The sequence below is a fragment of the Mesonia sp. HuA40 genome (assembly GCF_008017835.1).
Lineage (GTDB): Bacteria > Bacteroidota > Bacteroidia > Flavobacteriales > Flavobacteriaceae > Mesonia.
The window spans coordinates 23,634-42,029 of the sequence record NZ_VRLT01000062.1 but is presented as its reverse complement, the minus strand read 5'-3'; the positions used below and the strand labels follow the sequence as shown (position 1 = coordinate 42,029).

Below are 18,396 nucleotides of genomic sequence, written 5' to 3'. Positions count from 1 at the left end.
TCACCTAGAAATGCAACTAGCACTCATTTTAAACTGTTTTTACGCCCCTAAAAATCATTTTCAAAAAATATTGACTCCTCGATAAATTTCATAAAAATCAGAAAAATATTATTTTTAAGAGCATTAATTGGTAGTTTTGAGACTGACTGCCGCTGGCAAAAATACCTCGGAATGAAAAGCAAAGCGGAAAAATAATGAATCTGACCGCTTGAAAAGATGAATTAAAAAACAAAATAATAATATAATTTTGGGAAACTAAGCAGTTCTAATTAGGGGAAGCCTACAAAAAGAATTTAATGAATTTCTCCCTTTAAGGATTAAGCGTTTGCGCAGGGGCTGCTATACAACAGGAATATGATAATAGCTCATTCAAATTAATGCTTGTTTTTTCTATAATGGGTCTAAAATGTTACTGGGGGAGAGGCTTTTTGAAATGATAAATAGATAATTATAATTTTAGCGCAACAATAATTATCAGAATTTCATTGGTTTAGATTAGGGCCATTGCACTCTTTGTGCAATTTATCGGCCAGCATTACTTTTAAAGCATTCTGTTATAACACTTACTTAGCGTTTTAGGTAGTTTGTCACAATAGCTTTGAATAAAATAAATCTGCAACTTTTAATTATTCTCGATAATGTAAAAAGGAATATGTACGGTTATAATTGAGTTTGAAAAACACGTCGTTTTTCCATTAAATGATTTCTTGTATTTTAAGTTGTTTTTAATTTATTGTTCAAAATCCTAATTAAAAAAAAACAAAACTTAGTCGTCTTTACCAAGGTACCGGTCAACTATCTTTTGTATTTCCTGTTCTTCAGCTAACTCGAGTAGCTTCAAGTTTATAGTACTTAGTCTATTGGTATATTCTGGGAAAGCAAAACCATATCCTTGTTTATAATATTCGGCTTTAGCCACATAAATTTCTTCTTCGGGGTGGTTGACTTGATAATAAAGTAGCTGTGGGCGATCGTAAACTACGGCATCTACTTTTTTGTCTTTGAGCAGTTGCATTGCTTCAGGTAAACTACTTACTTGTGTAACTTTAGCCTTGTGTTCTTTAATAATTGCGATGGCAGGTGAATCCGTTAGTGTGGCCGTATTTTTTCCTGAAATTTCTTCAATTTTATCGATTGTAGAGGTACCTAATCCACTTAAAGTTAATGTACTTGCGATACCCGCAATCATTGATCCAGCAAAAATCAATGTAATGACCATCCATGCTCCAGCAATGATTCGCCCTTTTAAAGTAATGGGCGCCATATCGCCATAACCCGTAGTGCTCATCGTTACAATAGCAAGCCACATACCATTCCCTATTCCTTTTACAGGATCTTTAGGGAATTGATCTGGTGATTCGTGACGCTCTGCTAACCAAAGTAACGTACCTACTACCGCTAATATGAGTAAAAATCCGCTTACAGCTAAAAGAAGTTCTATGCTAAAAAAAGGCTTGATTCTTTGCCACAGCCCGCTTTCGTCTTGTCTAGAAGCAATACCTAAACTAGATTGATAAAAAGGTTGCGTAAATTTGTAACTCTTTACTCGTCTTGAAGTAATACTTATAGGGCCAATAAGCATATCTATTTGGTTACTATTTAACTGCTGGAGTCCTGTTTCTATAGTCGAAAAACTCTTTAATTCGTAATCCCATTCTTGTTTGTTCGCAATTCGATCCCAAATTTCTAATGCGATGCCATCTTGCTCTTCATTATTAAAAACAAAAGGCTGGCTCCCCGCGATTCCTACCTTTAGTGAATTTGTTGTTAGGGTTGTATCTATTTCCTGTAGTTGAGCAGACACGCTAAGCGTTGCTAGCAATAAAAATAAAATGCTCAAAAAGTAATTTTGTACTTGCTTTTTCATAAAATAGCCTTAGAATTTACAAAGTTAAAAGAAATTAAAGATTTATAGGTCAAATCCTAAAGAGCAGTATTTCATAATTTTTTGGAAAGTATAAAAAGTTAAATGCAAATAAAAATTTGTACAAATCATAGTCCCTTTTAAATTAACTAAAACACTATAGTTGGTTTTGGATTTACCTCCAAAAACTGTAACTTTCTGCCTAGAACGCCAGCGTTAACGCATTTTGTTTTATTAACTTTAAAAAATTATGAGTCAAAATATAAATTTAGCCGTATTAATAGATGGTGATAATATTCCTTCTTCTCCAGTAAAAGAAATGATGGAAGAAATTGCTAAATATGGAAATCCTACAATCAAACGGATTTATGGTGACTGGACCCGTCCAGGATTGAATCGTTGGAAAAGTTTGTTGTTAGAAAATGCCATTACCCCCATACAACAATATGGGTATACCACGGGTAAAAATGCAACCGACTCTGCTATGATAATTGATGCGATGGATATTTTATATAGTGAGAAGGTGGATGGTTTTTGCTTGGTTTCTAGCGATAGCGATTTTACACGTTTGGCTACCCGTTTAAGGGAGGCGGGAATGCAAGTTATAGGAATAGGTGAAAAAAAGACCCCCAATCCATTTATTGTGGCTTGCGATAAGTTCATTTATATCGAAATTCTTAAAAATCAAAGTGAAAATAAGTCGGCCGATAAGGGCGAATCGGAAGAAAATTTAGATAAAATAACCGAGAAGGAAATCGGTTTAATCCGATCTACTATAAACGATTTGTCTGACGATGATGGTTGGGCTTTTTTGGGTGACGTAGGCGGATTAATCCAGAAAAAAAGACCAAACTTTGATTCCCGAAATTATGGCTTTGAAAAACTGACTCCTTTAATAAAAGCCACTCAACAATTTGAAATAGAACAACGGGAAACGTCAAAAAGCAAATACAAATTAATTTACGTTAAGAATAAAGTCCGTAAAGGAAAAAACAGACGCTAAAATACTTATTATTAAAGAAGGATAACTTGCTGGATGTGAAACTGTCAAGATTTTACATTTTCTTATGATACATTCATCACCGATACTTTAGGCTCAGATTTTGAATTCACCCTTTACGGAATTGATGCGAATGATACATTTGTGCCCGTTGCCGGAATAGGAATGGAAAATCGTGGTATGGTGTATATTATTATCGATGAAAATTATTCTTCAGATTATACTTCTGCTAGCTGGGTACCTCAAAGCTGGGTAAATGTTCGTATAGAAGTAAGTGCTTCTGCAGTAAAGTACTATTTAGATAATACTTTAATTTACACCCCCAATAATTTTTCTCAATTAAATATTGAAGGTTTTAATATGTTGCATAATAATTATGGAGAGGATGCTTATTACGATAATATGTGCTATTACAATGGGAGTCTTTCTGCAAATCAGATGGAGTTAGTCGAGGTAAAACTGTATCCGAATCCTGCGGTGAACGAATTAAAAATTAATACGCCCAAAGGAATAGTAATAAATTCGCTTAAAATCTTTGATTTATCTGGTAAACAAATCCTTCATTCAAAAGCATCAATAGGGGTAGATATTTTAAGCCTTTCACAAGGGACTTATTTTGTAAAAATCAATACCATTAGAGGTTCTATCGGTAAAAAAATCATTAAAAATTAAATACTTAACACCAATACGCCCCAAATTGTTTTATGATTTGGGGTTTATTATATCACTTAATTAGTTTGCTATTTGATTAAATTTTTAGGGTTTATAATTGAAAAGATTAATGTTTTGTAGCGTTTTGTTCAAATTAAATTAACATTTAAGTAAAATAATTTGTAAATTTTTTTTGTTAAAAATTTAAAATTATGTTTGCTTCCTTCAAGGGTTATTCAACCTATTTTTTTATTGTTTTCTTTTTTATTTTAACTTTTTCGCTAAAAGCCCAAACTCAGATTTATCTGCAAGATTTTGAAACCAATGCGGGGTATAGCACCAGTATCTTCGAGTTTACAGATAATAGTGAAGATTATTTTATCCGCACTGACGGCACAGATATAAACCCGAGCTATTTGGGAAAGTTAGGTAATTTCTTTTTTGCCGCGCAAGATATTGATGGAGAGGGAGCTTCGGCTCAACAAAGCTTAATGCTTTCAAATATCAATATCGCCTACTATACCAATTTAGAATTTCGTGTTTACTTAGCAGAAGAGGATGCTTCAGACGGCAATGAAGATTGGGATTCGTCTGATTATGTGCATATTTCTTATGAGGTTGATAATAGCGGTAGCTATACTCCTTTACTGCATATAGAGTCTAGAGGGGGTAGTACAAATACAGAACCAGCTATAGATACCAATTTCGATGGGGTAGGAGATGGTATTGCATTGAGTCCTAGTTTTCAACAATTTGTGGAAAGTATTCCTGCCACAGGACAATCCTTAAACTTAAAAATTGAATTCAATTTAAACAGTGGAGATGAAGATATCGCTATAGATCATATAGAAATATACGGCACACCCACTATTAATGGTGATGCCACCACAGAAGTTTACTCTCCTTTAAGTCAGGTGACAGGAACCAATATCGATGCTTTAAATGCTACACTTTCTGGTAATGCAGAGGAGGTTTTTGGGTTCATTATAGAAGATCAAGGCAGCGGAGACAATTTACCTACTTATGTAAATCAAATGCGCTTTGTGCCCGCTTCTGGTAATACGGCTTTGTGGGAAGACCATTTAGCAGATTTTACCTTAATCGATGAAAATTTAAATTCCTATGCTATTAATCAAATCAATATTAGCAATCAAGAAATCATTTTAGAATTTAATCCGCCTATTAGCATAGGCGATGGTGCGTCTTTAGAATTTTTGCTGGGTGTTTATTTGAAAGAAACTAATATAGTAGACGGAGCCGATCTTCAATTTAAAATTCCAGCGACAAATCACAGATTTACAGCCGCAAACAATGGTTCAACTTTTTCAGATCCACTATTGCTGGGAGACATTACGAGTAATGTTTTTAGTATTGAGGTCGATGCCAGCGAATTACGCTTTATGCAACAGCCTAGTGATGTTTTTGTAAATCAAGTTATGAGTCCACCTGTGCAGGTCATTGCTACCGATGCCAACGGAAATATAGACACCGATTATAACCTCAGTGTTAACCTAACCTCAACAGGTAGTTTAGCAGGTAGTCCTGTTACCGAAACCGCGGTAAACGGAAAGGTATCATTTGACAATATATCGCATACTCAAAGTGGTACAGGATTACAATTAAGTGTTGACGATGGTTTGTTTCCCCTGCAAAATAGCCTGAGTTTTTCTGTATTTAATGCTACGGTTGTTCCTACTCCCGGAACTGTTTTTATAACCGAAATAAGCGATGCGGCTGATTATCAAAATGAATTTATCGAGATTTTTAATGCCTCAGACCAAATTATTGAAATGAAAGACATAAAATTGGTAATGGACAATAATAACGTTTGGAGGGTAGGCGACTTGGCGGTAGGATCTAATGCTGATACGTACATTCATCCAAATGCTTTTATGCTAATTTCACGCGGAGCCACACAAGCAGCCTTTGAACAAGAATTTGGGGCAATCAATACCAATACTCAGTTTATTGCTGGTAGTCAAAATATGTTTTTTGGAACAGGTAAAGCAAGAAGGTGGCGTATGTTCATTGGCGGTACAGCGAATACCGCAGATGGCAACTTATTAGATGATACGCAAAACGACATTGCAGTAGAAGATAAGCGAAATTACCAAAATATACTTACCAACGAATTTATTGAAACCGATAGTGCCCAAGCAAATCCTGGCGAGCTAGACTACTTGTTATTCATGAACAATGAGTGGGTAAATCAATTGTCGCCAGATGCTACCACCACAAAAGATATACTTATTGGTGATGATTGGATGAGTGAAAATGATTTTAGCGGTAAGAACCTATTTATTGCTCCAAATAAAAAACTAATCAATCACCATTATTTACAATTGAGCGGAAACAAAATGCAAATAGACGGTGAATTAATTTTTGGAAGCAAAAGCCCCGTTCAAATGGGTACTTTAGGACCCATACCAAATACCATGAATATACAGGGAGAAGTTGAGGTAGAAAGAATTATCCCTCCAAAGAGAGCCTACAGATTGTTAAGTAGTTCGGTAACCAGCACGAGAACTATTCACGATCAATGGCAAGAAGGGGCAAACAACCTGGATTATTCAAATTTTTTAAATCCTAATCCAGGTTACGGCACGCATATTACAGGTTCAACTACTGGTCAAAACGGTTTTGATGCAACGCCTTCGGGTAACCCTTCTTTATGGCGTTTTGATAATGTGAACCAACAGTGGTTTGCTGTTAGCAGCACTTTGACTACCTCTTTGCAAGCAGGAACTCCTTATCGTTTAATGGTGCGTGGTAGTCGAGACATAAATGTGACCCAAAACGCAAGTCAGCCAGACACCACGCGCCTGCGTATGCGTGGTAATTTGACTCAAGCTGGCAATTTTGAAGTGCCTAGCAGTGAGTTAAACGCAACACCGGGAGCGTTTAATTTTGTCGGTAATCCTTATCAAGCACAAGTTGACTTAAATCAGGTTCTTTCGCGATCTGTAGACATTAATCCGAACCAATATTATATTTGGGATCCTAATAAGAATGTGCGGGGTGGTTTTGTTGTGGTAGATTTACCTTCGGGTACCAATTCAGACGGCTCAGAAGCAAATGCTATTATTCAGGTAAATCAAGCGTTTTTTGTGCGTACCGGAGGAGCAAACCCTAAAATAATTTTTAACCAAGCAGATAAAGTAAAGCAAAATTTCACACAGGTTTTTAGATCGAATAAACCGCAAGATTTGGCTTTAATCGGTCAATTGTATGCCAATGAGGCTTCTAATATGCACTTAACCGATAGTTTTATTATACGCTTTGATGCTGCTTACACCAACCAAGTGACTGAGGCCGATGCTGCCAAAATGGGAAATCTAGATGAGAATATTGCCATAATCAATCAAAACGATTACTTAAGTATAGAACGAAGGGAAATGCCAGTAATAGGTGACACTTTAGACCTCTTTGTAAATAATTACCGATTTAATAATTACCGTCTTAATTTTGATCTACCAGCATTTGGTGGTGTTAGTGTATTTTTATTAGATCGATACTTAAACCAAGAGACTCCTCTTACGATAGGGGCAAATCAAGTAGATTTCACAATCGATGAAGATATACAGCAGAGTATCGCTGCCAATCGGTTTGCTTTGTTGTTCAAGCAAAAGAACTTGGCTAACCCACTATTAAAAAAGTCTAGTTTGCTGGTTTACCCTAATCCCTTTACGGATTATTTTCAGGTCAAGGCCGAATCTCTTATCGGTAAAAACCTAAGGATTTCGATTTATAATCAATTGGGTATGCGAATTAAGGAATTAAATCTTGATTCTTTTAGCGGAGAGGAATCAATTCATGCTTTGAAAGGCTTACCAAACGGATTTTATTATATTCAGCTTCAAGCTGATGATATTATATATACTCAAAAACTTATAAAGAAATGATAAACGAATAATAAGGCAAAAAACAATCCCGTATATGCTGAGTATATTTGGGATTGTTTTTTAAATGCTAAGGCTTTTTCTTCCAAATTTTATCAGATACGGGTAAGTAAGCTGGCAAGGCGGCAGAACCGTACCACGGATAAATCTCATAGGCCAAAAAATTATTTTTAATTGCTTGATCTGTAGCTAAGATGGCTTCTAGTTTTTCTTGACTTTCTACCCCTTGAAAAATGAAGATACCGCGATAATTTTTTTGATTGGTGCCTAACGGGCCAGCTACCACCAACTTGCCATTTTCAACTAATCGTTTAATATTATCTAAGTGACCGCGCATACTTTTAGCCAATAATTCTTGGTTTTGACTTTTATTTTTACCGGTTTTTAAAATCACCAGAAAGTAAGACTTCATTCCGTAATCATCGGCTTCATACTTTTGAGCTAAAGCATCATCAAAATTGGAATTGGCAATTTTTTCTTGGGCAATAGCGTGGAGGCAGCACATTATAAATACAGTAAAAACAAGCGTCTTAGTAGTTTTCATAGGCATTGATTTAATAAAAATAATTAAAATTAGAAATCCTATGGCTTTGCGTTAGGGATTGTCGTGAAAATACTTTGAGGTTTTTTTACACCTCAAAGATTGTAACAAAAGCCCGACCCTTTAGGGTAACGCCCTAAAAAGGATGACTAAACTAATTTTACTCTTCATCGATAAGAATTTCTAGTATTTGAATAGCTGCATCGCTAATTTTTGTTCCGGGCCCAAAAACGGCAACGGCACCAGCATTGAATAAATACTCATAATCGGCAGAAGGAATTACTCCACCCACTATGACCATAATATCTTCTCTACCCAAAGTTTTAAGTTCCTCGATAACTTGAGGAACCAGAGTTTTATGTCCGGCCGCCAAAGACGACACACCCAAAACGTGCACATCATTTTCTACGGCTTGCTTTGCTGCTTCTTGCGGGGTTTGAAAAAGAGGACCGATGTCTACATCAAATCCTACATCGGCGTATCCTGTGGCTACTACTTTTGCGCCTCGGTCATGCCCATCTTGCCCCATCTTGGCTATCATAATTCTAGGCCTTCTACCTTCAAGTGTAGCGAATTGATTGGCCATTTCTCTCGCCTTCTTAAAGCTTTCGTCGTCTTTTATTTCTTTGCTATACACGCCGCTAAATGATTTTATTTGTGCTTTATGTCTTCCGTAAACTTTTTCGAGTGCTAGACTAATTTCGCCAATGCTAGCTCTGTTTCTTGCCGCATCTACCGCTAGGGCCAGTAAATTTTCTTTGCCTGTTTTTGCGGCTTGAGTTAATTTTTCTAAACTCTCTTGTACTTTATTTTCATTACGATTTTTGCGTAATGATTCTAGGCGTTTGATTTGTTGTTTACGCACACTTTGGTTGTCTACCTCAAGGGTTACAATTGGGTCTTCTTGTTCTAGTCGGTATTGATTGGTGCCTACAATAATATCTTGCCCGCTATCAATTCTAGCCTGTTTACGTGCAGCAGCCTCTTCAATACGCATTTTAGGAATACCTTTTTCAATGGCTTTGGTCATTCCTCCCAATTCTTCTACTTCTTGAATGAGTTCCCAAGCTTTATGGGCGATGTCATTTGTTAGGCTTTCTACGTAATAGCTTCCTGCCCAAGGATCTACTGTTTTGGTGATTTGAGTTTCTTCTTGTAGGTATAATTGTGTGTTACGGGCAATGCGTGCCGAAAAATCGGTAGGTAGCGCAATGGCTTCGTCTAGTGCGTTGGTGTGCAAACTTTGGGTGCCGCCAAAGGCTGCTGCGGCAGCTTCAATACAGGTTCTGGCCACGTTATTAAAGGGGTCTTGCTCGGTAAGCGACCATCCACTAGTTTGGCAATGTGTGCGTAGAGACAACGACTTTGGGTTTTTAGGGTTAAATTGTTTTACAAGTTTTGCCCATAACATTCTAGCGGCTCTCATTTTGGCTATTTCCATAAAATGATTCATACCTATGGCCCAGAAAAAGGATAAACGCGGAGCAAAGCTATCAATATCCATTCCTGCTTCTAATCCTTTACGGATGTATTCTAGACCATCGGCTAGGGTATAAGCCAACTCGATATCACAAGTAGCGCCTGCTTCTTGCATGTGGTAACCAGATATACTAATACTGTTAAAACGAGGCATGTTTTGCGAGGTGTATTCGAAAATATCGGCAATGATTTTCATCGAAGGGCTAGGCGGATATATGTAGGTATTACGCACCATAAATTCTTTTAAAATATCATTTTGAATGGTACCTGCTAATTGCTCAGGTGCTACGCCTTGTTCTTCTGCGGCGACAATATAAAAAGCCATGATAGGCAGTACGGCACCATTCATAGTCATAGAAACCGACATTTTATCTAATGGAATCTGGTCGAAGAGTATTTTCATGTCCTCAACCGAATCAATGGCAACACCAGCTTTTCCTACATCTCCAACCACGCGGTCGTGATCGGAGTCATAGCCTCGGTGGGTTGGTAAATCGAAGGCAACCGATAGTCCTTTTTGACCAGCCGCTAGGTTGCGTCTATAAAATGCGTTACTTTCTTCGGCAGTTGAAAACCCTGCGTATTGTCTAATGGTCCACGGCCTTTTTACATACATCGTACTGTAAGGACCTCTTAGATAAGGCGGTATTCCTGCTGCATAGTTGAGGTGCTTAAAACTGGCAATATCTTGTGGACTGTATACTTTTTTAATTCTTATTTTTTCGGCTGTGAGAAAAGTTTCGTTTGTATTCGGGACTTTTACCGATTGCTTTTTAATTTGAATATGTTGTAAATCTTTTCTTTTCATAATCTTGATGGCTGCTTTATTCGTTAGTTAAACGCTCATTTTCTATTCCTTCTGCAAGACGTTTTTGAATAATCGGTTTGATTAAAGTTTTGCGAGGAAATTTCTCTAGAAAAGGTGTTTTTTCAAGTTCATTCTTCATTTTATCATCAAGGTTCAAATACTTGTTTGTTCCCACTAGTATTTTTTCTTTCTGTTCAAAAGATTTTAATTCTTCTTGTGCAATCTCTTCTATTTTACGTTGTATGGTTCCATCCGTTAAAGCAGTTATAAAACCACCAGCTTGTTCTATAGATTTAAAAATACTTAATGCCTTTTCGGATATTTGCTGGGTTAGGCTTTCTAAGTAATAACTTCCATCTGCAGGATTACTCACTTTATCAAAATAACTTTCATTTTTTAAAACTAGCAATTGATTACGAGCAATACGTCGGCCAAAATTGTTATCATGGTGAAAAACGGAGTCATAGGCTGTATTTGCTACCCAATTTGCACCACCTAAGATGGCACTCATGCTTTCTGTTGTGGTGCGCAACATATTTACATTGTAATCATATAAAGTTTTATTTCTTAAACTAGGAAATGCTAAGATTTCTATATCTTGTGGTATTTCGTAGGCTTCGGCAATCTCGCTGTATATTATTCGTAAAGCTTTTAATTTGGCGATTTCTGCAAAATAATTTCCACCTATGCTTACATGGAATAGCGGTTTAAAATTTTTCGATTTTTCTGGAAAATGAACACTTAAATGATTTAAGTATTCGTTTACGTGAGCCATCGCATAAGCAACCTGTTGTATATGATTGGCCCCGGCATTTTCATAGATTTCTGTACGAATACTTAGGAATATGGGGAAAGTACCTTGCGCCTTAATCAACCAGTTAAAATCTTCAAAATCTTTTCTTAGGTTTTGATGCCAATTTCCTGTGCTAGCTAAATGACCGATACAGTCTACCCCTATAGAAAACTGGTGATTCTTGCCGGATAGGAACTCTATTAAAGTATTAATTTCTTCTTCCTTTTGATATTCAAAATCTAGATAAACCGGAATGTTTTTAGAGTAAAGAGCCTCGACAAAAGCGATAGGGTTAGGGCTATTTTGTTTAAACTTGAGCCAAAGTGCTTGTGTTCCCTTTTCTAGAACTTCAAGAACATCATCTATATTTGTATTTGCACTAATTTCGAAAGACTCTGTAATTAACCAATTTTTTGGAGATTTTGGCATATAGCCAATTTCAGTCTCTTCTTGGTGATAAAATGGTTTTATATCAATTCCGTTTCTATCTTGAAAAATTAAGTTGTTATAATCTTCCCCTTTAAGATCGGCTTGTATTTTTGTTTTCCACTCTTTTGCAGAAACCGAATTAAAATCCGCTAAAAGCGTTGTATTATTCTTGCTCATGTTTTGTTTTATATTCTATGATATACACCTCTTCATTTTCTTTTTTCATAAAATAAGTTTCGCGTGCGAAGCGCTCTAACTCCTTTGGTTCAGCGAGTTTCCTTAAAATGCTGGTGTCTTTTTTAATTTCTTCTACATAAAAAGCCTTGTTCTCTTCTAATTCGTGAATTTCTTCATTTAGTTCTTGATGAACCAACCAAGAATTGCTGTCTAGAAAAAGCATCCAGATCCCGAATAGCAAAAGCAGGAGCACATATTTATTACTCAAGAATTTAAACCAAGGATTTTGAAATAAGGCTTTTAATCGCATAGTACGAAGATACAAAATATTCGATTGCTGAGTTAGGGTAATGATTTTGAAAAAAAATCCTTACCAACAGAATTGAGTAAGGATTTTGAGACTAAGCTAATTTTTCTTTTATAATAGTTTGCACTATATCTACCGCCACTGTATTGTAGCGGTTGTAGGGTATAATTATATCGGCAAATTCTTTTGTAGGTTCAATGAATTGTTGGTGCATGGGTTTTAAGGTGGTTTGGTACCTGTTTAAAACTTCATCAAGATCTCTGCCTCTTTCATTCATGTCTCGCTTCAAACGTCTTATGAGTCGCTCATCGCTATCAGCGTGCACATAAATTTTAATATCACACATTTTGCGTAACTTCGGGTTGGTTAGAATTAAGATTCCTTCTACAATCATCACCTTTTTAGGGTGGGTTAAAATGGTTTCTCCTGTACGGTTATGCTCTTTGAAACTGTAAATAGGTTGATTTATTGCTTCTCCCTTTTTTAAAGCTTTTAGGTGGTTAACCAATAAATCAAAATCGATTGATTGTGGGTGGTCAAAATTGATTTGTGTACGTTCTTCATAACTGAGTTCACTGGTGTCTCTATAGTAAGAGTCTTGTGAGATTACAGCCACCTCTTCGTGTTTCAATTCATCTACAATGGTGTTTACTACTGTCGTTTTACCACCGCCAGTACCACCAGCAATTCCAATTATTAGCATTTAATTAATTTTTAGGCAAAATTAAGAAATAATTATGCTTTTTATAAAGCCGCTTACTCATTATCTTGGTCTAATTCTCTTTTTTTATCTGATTTTTTAGGTGACATTTTGATAATAAGCCAAATAAAGCCAACGATAAAATGTAAAACTATAATGGCTGCTACCCAAAATGTAAAAGTGTCTGAATTTCTCATGTGAATGGATATTAATGACTGTGATCGGCTTCTCCTTTTTTAGATTCAGCCAAAATATAATAAGCGTTGTTCATAGCATAAAGCGTTTTATCTGGCTGCTCATCTAAAAATTTTACAGCCGTATGGCTGCCATCGTTAGTTTGAGGAATTACCGATATAGGCTCAAAGCTATAATTTTCTTTATTAGGGTTTACCGCAAAAACAAAAGCATTTGTACCCTCTTTTACAATGGCTTCATTGGGAAAAGCCCACTGCATTGTTTCTTCTAAGTAAATACGGCCTTCTAAATACATTCCCGGAATGAATTTAAAGTCATCTTCTTTAATTTCGGCATGAACGTGAATAGCATTGGCTTCTTTTTCAAGAGATTTTGAGGTGGCAAAGATAATCGCTTCGAATTCTTTTTCACTTGACCCGATTCTAAATTTGATTTTCTGGTTTTCTTCTACCAAATGAGCTTGGTCTTCATAAACCAAAAAATCGGCGTGAACGTGATGGTCATTAAGAATAGTAATTAGAGTAGTTTGAGGAGCTACAAACTGCCCTATATTGACTTTTACCTTTTGTATATATCCATCAAGTGGACTTTTAATGGCTACTTTATTTTGTATTGTTCCTTGTTGCAAGCTGGTCACCGAAATATTTAGCAGTTTTAATTTTTCTTCCAAGCCTTTTATTAGACCGTTTTTAGCTCTAAAATCGGCTTCAGCTTTTTGAAAGTTCATTCCCGATCCTACACCGGCTTCGTATAATTTTTTTTGCCGTTCATACTCTTTTTTCAAGTAAATCAGGTCGTTATAGTTTTCTAAATAGGTAGTTTGCAATTCGATAATGTCGGGATGTTGCAGATAGGCTATGATTTCATTGGCTTTTACTTGTTGCCCTTCAATGACCAAAATATTTTGAACATTTGCTCCTATGGGGCTGTTTACCCTTGCTTCATTTTGTGGTGGAACTTCTAAAGTGCCGTTTACCGTGATGGTTTGCCCCATATTGCGCTTTTGCAAACGCTCTAATTTAAGATCTAATACTTCTACCTGTTTTTTACTAAGTAAAATATCATCGTGGTGCTCGACACCAGTTGCAATTTCGTTTTTTTCTTGATTAGGTTTATCTTGTTTCTGGCAGGCGGTAAAGCCAAACAACAATAAAGATAATAGTATATATTTCATGATTAATTAGGATTGTAATAATTAAGATTGTGAACTGCCATTAAATAAGCTTGTAAGCTTTGCAATGCATCTAGTTCGGTTTCAACTGCTTGATTAACCAATTGTGTGAATTCAATATAGTTAATGGCACCTTCTTTAAACGCAAAGAGCGCTCCTTTTTTCTGTTTTTTAATTAAGTTTAAACCGGTGTTTTGGTAACTTTCCCAGTTGCTTTTTGCTTGCAGATAGTTGCTATAAGCCATTTTAAACTTAAGGTCTAGTTCTCGTTTTTTAAAGTCGAGGTTGTTTTTTTGTTTTTGATAGGCAAGTTTAGCCTGGTTTATTCGGCTTTTTAAGGTCCCATCTACAATAGGAATATTTAGACCAATTTGATAGGCTGCAAAACCTTTTTGATTATTTACTTCTTGAAAAACATATTCTAGGTTAAAGCTAGGCAGGCGTTTACTTTTTTCTTTTTGCCAAACTGCTTGGGCCAAGGCTTCGTTTTTTTGACTGAGAATAAATTCTGGATGTTCTTTTTCCTCAAAGTTTTTTGTTGACCAGTTATCTATTGTGTTTAGATGATCGGCTACATCATAAATTGTATTGGTAAATAAAAATAGATTTAGGCCTAAAAGCTTAGTCTCTACATCACTTTTCGCTTGGCGTAAGGCTATATTTTTTTGCAAGATTAGGTTTTTTGCTGCATCCCTTTGCATGGTGGATATTGCTTCAACTTCATATTGCATATTTATAGCACGTTCAAATTCTTGGTAGATACTGTCAAGAGCTAAATATACTTCAAGCGTTTTTTTGGCAATTAAAGCTTCTGTCCATTTAATGCTTACGGTCTTTTTTAGATTTTCATAAGAAAGCTTTTTTAAACCTTCTGCCTGTTCTAGTTTTGCCCTAGCCCAAGCTGTTTTACTGCCTATACCTAAAAGTTCAATGTTGTTTTGACTAATACCAATAAGATTATACACTCCGCGACCATCTTTAAGTTCTTCGGCACCGGTGAAAATTTGCGTATTCCCCCAATTATAAGCTTCTGATTTTGCTTGTAAACTCTGTTCTACCGTAAGTAAATCATTTTTAATTTGTGGAAAATTGGTTGTTGCCGTATCAATTGCGGCTTTTAGGCTTAACGCTGGTAGATTTTCAATGCTTTGCGCTTGTGTAGGGATGCTTACCAATAGCAATGTAATGGTAGCCAATGCCCATTTTTTATTGGTATTCTTATGTTTTCTTGTTTCAATCCATTGATACAAAATAGGTAAAATAAATAGGGTTAGTAAAGTTGCTGTTATAAGGCCACCTATGACCACAGTGGCTAGTGGTTGCTGCACTTCAGCACCTGCCGAGGTTGATAGCGCCATAGGTAAAAAACCTAAAATATCGGTTAATGCGGTAAGCATAATAGGGCGCAAACGCTGGTTGGTTCCGGTTAATATGCGCTCACGTAAGGATAACTCTTTATTTTGCTTGAGCGCGTTAAAACTACTAATTAAAACAAGTCCGTTTAAAACGGCCACCCCAAAAAGTACAATAAAACCAATACCCGCCGATATACTAAAAGGCATCCCACGCAAAACCAAAGCAAACACACCGCCGATGGCTGCTAGCGGAATAGCCATGTAGATTATTAAGGTTTGCTTTACGGATTTTAAGGCAAAATAAATGAGTATAAAAATGAGTAATAGAGCGAGTGGGACTAGGGTTTTAAGTTTCTTTGTTGCTCGTTCTAAGTTTTCAAAAGCGCCTCCATACTCTAAGTAATATCCAGGTGGGAGTACTAGTTTTTTGTCTAAAATTTGTTGTATGTCCTGTACTACCGAAGCCACATCTCGATCTCTTATATTTATACCCACATAGGTACGCCGGTTGGTATTATCTCTACTTATTTGCATAGGGCCAGTTTCAAACTTAACCGCTGCTACTTCTCGTAAGGGTATTTGATTACCTGTGGGCAGTTTTATAAATAGATTCTCAATACTTTTGGCATTGGCTCGTTGATTTTCAGGGAGTCGCACTACTAAATCAAATTTTTTAATGCCTTCAAAAATTACCCCGGCTTTTTTTCCTGAGAAACTGGTAGTAATGAGGTCATTTATTTGTTCTATACTCAAACCGTATTGTGCCAGTTTATTCCGCTTGTAATCGATAGTTATTTGAGGTAATCCAGTGGTAGCTTCAACTTTAGCCTCAGCTATTCCTGGCACATTTTTTATGAGTTCATTTATTTCTTCCGCTTTAAGCGCTAAAAGATTTAAATCTTCACCAAAAATCTTAATCGCCACATCTTCTCGAACTCCTGTAAGTAACTCATTGAATCTCATTTCTATAGGCTGCGTAAACTCGTATGAAATACCGGGTATTTGATTAAGATCATCTTTTACAGCGGCTATAAAAGCCTCTTTGTCTGGCACAGTAGTCCATTCAAGATCATTATGAAATATGATAAAAGTATCGGCGATATCCATAGGCATAGGATCTGTAGCGACTTCGGCTACACCAATACGACTGATTACCGATTTGACTTCTGGATATTTATCTAAAATTATTTTCTCTACCTGTGTGGTAGTGGCAACCGTTTCGCTAAGCGAACTTCCAGGTTTAAGTATGGTGTGAAAAGCAATATCACCTTCATCAAGTTGCGGAATAAATTCTGCTCCAATCTGAATAAAAGTATAGGAGGCAAGCGCTAATAAAATTATTGCACTGCCCACAAACCAGCGCCCCCAGTTTAAACTTTTACTCAGGGCTTTAGTGTAAGCCGATTCTAACTTTTTAATGTTTTGATTTATTTTTTTAAATCGTTTTACTTTTGCAGGCTTTGCTTTAAGAAACAAGGCCGTCATCATAGGTACGTATGTGAGGCAGAGAATCATAGCGCCGAGCATGGCAAAGATAAATGTTAGGGCCATGGGTTTAAACATCTTACCCTCAACACCCTCTAAACTCAAAATAGGAATAAAAACAATGATAATAATGAGCTGACCAAAAAAAGCGGCATTCATCATTTTCTTTGAGGAGTTTGAAACAAGCTTCTCTTTGTTAGATTGCGTTATTTTTTTATGCTTTAATAAATAGGCGCTCAGGTAAAAAACACTACTTTCTACAATTATTACAGCACCATCTACAATAATACCAAAATCAATTGCTCCTAAGCTCATAAGATTGGCCCATACCCCAAAGTAATGCATTAAAATAAATGCAAAAAGTAAAGATAATGGAATAGTAGAGGCTACAATGAGCCCTCCTCGCCAGTTTCCTAAAACCAAGACTAAGATAAAAATAACGATTAAGCCTCCTTCTAGTAAATTATTTTTTACGGTACTGGTAGTGCGTTCAATTAAATTGCTTCTATCTAAATAAGGTTCAATTTTAATCCCTTCTGGTAGGTTTTTTTCTATTTGGGTCATTCTATCTTTTACATTTTGAATGACCTCATTGGAGTTTGCTCCTTTGAGCATCAAGATCATACCGCCAACCGTTTCGCCTTTACCGTTTTTAGTGAGCGCTCCATACCTTAAATTGTGTCCTATTTTTACTTTAGCTACATCTTTAACGCGCACCGGTACCCCTGCTTTGGTGGTAATAAGCATTTGTTCTATGTCTTTGATATTTTTAGCTAAGCCTTTGGCTCTAATAAAATTAGCTTGATGATTCTTTTCGATATAAGCACCTCCAGCATTTTGATTGTTAGATTTTAAACTGCGAAAAACATCGGCGATGGTTAGGTCTAGAGCTTTTAATCGACGAGGGTCAACTGCCACTTCAAATTGCTTTTCCTTTCCGCCAAAGGCATTTACCTCTACAACACCAGATACCAAGGCTAATTGCCTGCTTATTATCCAATCTTGAATTACTCTTAAATCGGTTAGGGTGTATTCATCTTTAAAGTTATCGTCTACGGCTAAGGTATATTGATAAATCTCTCCTAAACCTGTTGAAATAGGACTTAAATTAGGGTTGCCAAAGCCTTCTGGTATTTCGGCGCGAACCAACTCTAGTTTTTCACTTACCAATTGCCTAGGTAGGTAGGTGCCCATTTCATCTTTAAACACAATGGTTACTACCGATAATCCAAAGCGAGAAATTGAGCGTACTTCTTCAACATCTGGAAGGTTACTCATGGCCAACTCTATAGGGTAGGTAACAAATTGCTCAACGTCTTCTGTACTTAAATTTGGCGATTCGGTAATTACTTGAACTTGATTATTGGTAATATCTGGAGTGGCGTCTATTGGTACTTGGTTAACGCTATAAAGCCCCAGTATTACCCAAATTAGAATGAACACTCCAATAAGCATTTTATGCTTGATTGAAAAATCAATAATGCGGTTAATCATATAATAGATATAAAAAATTAAACAATAAGGCTTAGCCTATGAGGCCAA

12 protein-coding genes are annotated in these 18,396 nt (G+C 36.3%); 3 read left to right on the top strand and 9 right to left on the bottom strand.

Annotated elements, in window-relative coordinates; genetic code table 11:
* Nucleotides 1-766 precede the first annotated feature (766 nt).
* Nucleotides 767-1,867, bottom strand: a complete 1,101-nt coding sequence (locus tag FT993_RS11875; RefSeq protein ID WP_147862775.1) for a transporter substrate-binding domain-containing protein — start codon at nt 1,865-1,867, stop codon at nt 767-769.
* 247 nt (nt 1,868-2,114) lie between these two features.
* Between FT993_RS11875 and FT993_RS11870 the strand changes: the two genes are divergently transcribed.
* The 3 genes from FT993_RS11870 (at nt 2,115) to FT993_RS11860 (ending at nt 7,417) form a co-directional block, all read left to right on the top strand.
* The gene (locus FT993_RS11870) at nt 2,115-2,867 is read left to right on the top strand and encodes an NYN domain-containing protein (RefSeq protein ID WP_147862774.1); all 753 of its coding nucleotides are present in this window, start codon (nt 2,115-2,117) and stop codon (nt 2,865-2,867) included.
* A 141-nt stretch (nt 2,868-3,008) separates the two neighbouring features.
* A complete protein-coding gene (locus FT993_RS11865; protein WP_147862773.1) occupies nt 3,009-3,536 on the top strand; it encodes a T9SS type A sorting domain-containing protein in 528 nt (175 codons plus the stop codon).
* Between the two features lie 191 nt (nt 3,537-3,727).
* Complete coding sequence (locus tag FT993_RS11860) at nt 3,728-7,417, top strand: T9SS type A sorting domain-containing protein (protein ID WP_147862772.1); 3,690 nt, start codon at nt 3,728-3,730, stop codon at nt 7,415-7,417.
* Nucleotides 7,418-7,484: 67 nt separating this feature from the next.
* Here the strand turns inward: FT993_RS11860 and FT993_RS11855 are convergent, their stop codons facing one another.
* From FT993_RS11855 to FT993_RS11825, 8 genes are all read right to left on the bottom strand, one after another.
* Complete coding sequence (locus FT993_RS11855) at nt 7,485-7,958, bottom strand: YciI family protein (RefSeq protein WP_255504498.1); 474 nt, start codon at nt 7,956-7,958, stop codon at nt 7,485-7,487.
* Between the two features lie 157 nt (nt 7,959-8,115).
* A complete protein-coding gene (gene scpA / locus FT993_RS11850; RefSeq protein ID WP_147862771.1) occupies nt 8,116-10,242 on the bottom strand; it encodes a methylmalonyl-CoA mutase in 2,127 nt (708 codons plus the stop codon).
* A 16-nt stretch (nt 10,243-10,258) separates the two neighbouring features.
* Nucleotides 10,259-11,641 carry a methylmalonyl-CoA mutase subunit beta gene (locus FT993_RS11845; RefSeq protein WP_147862770.1) on the bottom strand — a complete coding sequence of 461 codons (1,383 nt, stop codon included), beginning with the start codon at nt 11,639-11,641 and terminating at the stop codon, nt 10,259-10,261.
* Nucleotides 11,628-11,951 (bottom strand): septum formation initiator family protein, encoded by a 324-nt coding sequence (locus FT993_RS11840; RefSeq protein WP_147862769.1) that lies wholly within the window; start codon nt 11,949-11,951, stop codon nt 11,628-11,630. The genes FT993_RS11845 and FT993_RS11840 overlap by 14 nt, the downstream gene beginning before the upstream one ends.
* Before the next feature lie 91 nt (nt 11,952-12,042).
* Nucleotides 12,043-12,651, bottom strand: a complete 609-nt coding sequence (udk, locus tag FT993_RS11835; protein WP_147862768.1) for a uridine kinase — start codon at nt 12,649-12,651, stop codon at nt 12,043-12,045.
* 53 nt (nt 12,652-12,704) lie between these two features.
* The gene (locus FT993_RS12375) at nt 12,705-12,845 is read right to left on the bottom strand and encodes a hypothetical protein (RefSeq protein ID WP_187240811.1); all 141 of its coding nucleotides are present in this window, start codon (nt 12,843-12,845) and stop codon (nt 12,705-12,707) included.
* Between the two features lie 11 nt (nt 12,846-12,856).
* On the bottom strand, nt 12,857-14,017 hold the full coding sequence (locus FT993_RS11830) for an efflux RND transporter periplasmic adaptor subunit (RefSeq protein WP_147862767.1): 1,161 nt from the start codon (nt 14,015-14,017) through the stop codon (nt 12,857-12,859).
* A gap of 2 nt (nt 14,018-14,019) precedes the next feature.
* Nucleotides 14,020-18,348 (bottom strand): CusA/CzcA family heavy metal efflux RND transporter, encoded by a 4,329-nt coding sequence (locus tag FT993_RS11825; RefSeq protein ID WP_147862766.1) that lies wholly within the window; start codon nt 18,346-18,348, stop codon nt 14,020-14,022.
* Nucleotides 18,349-18,396: the final 48 nt, after the last annotated feature.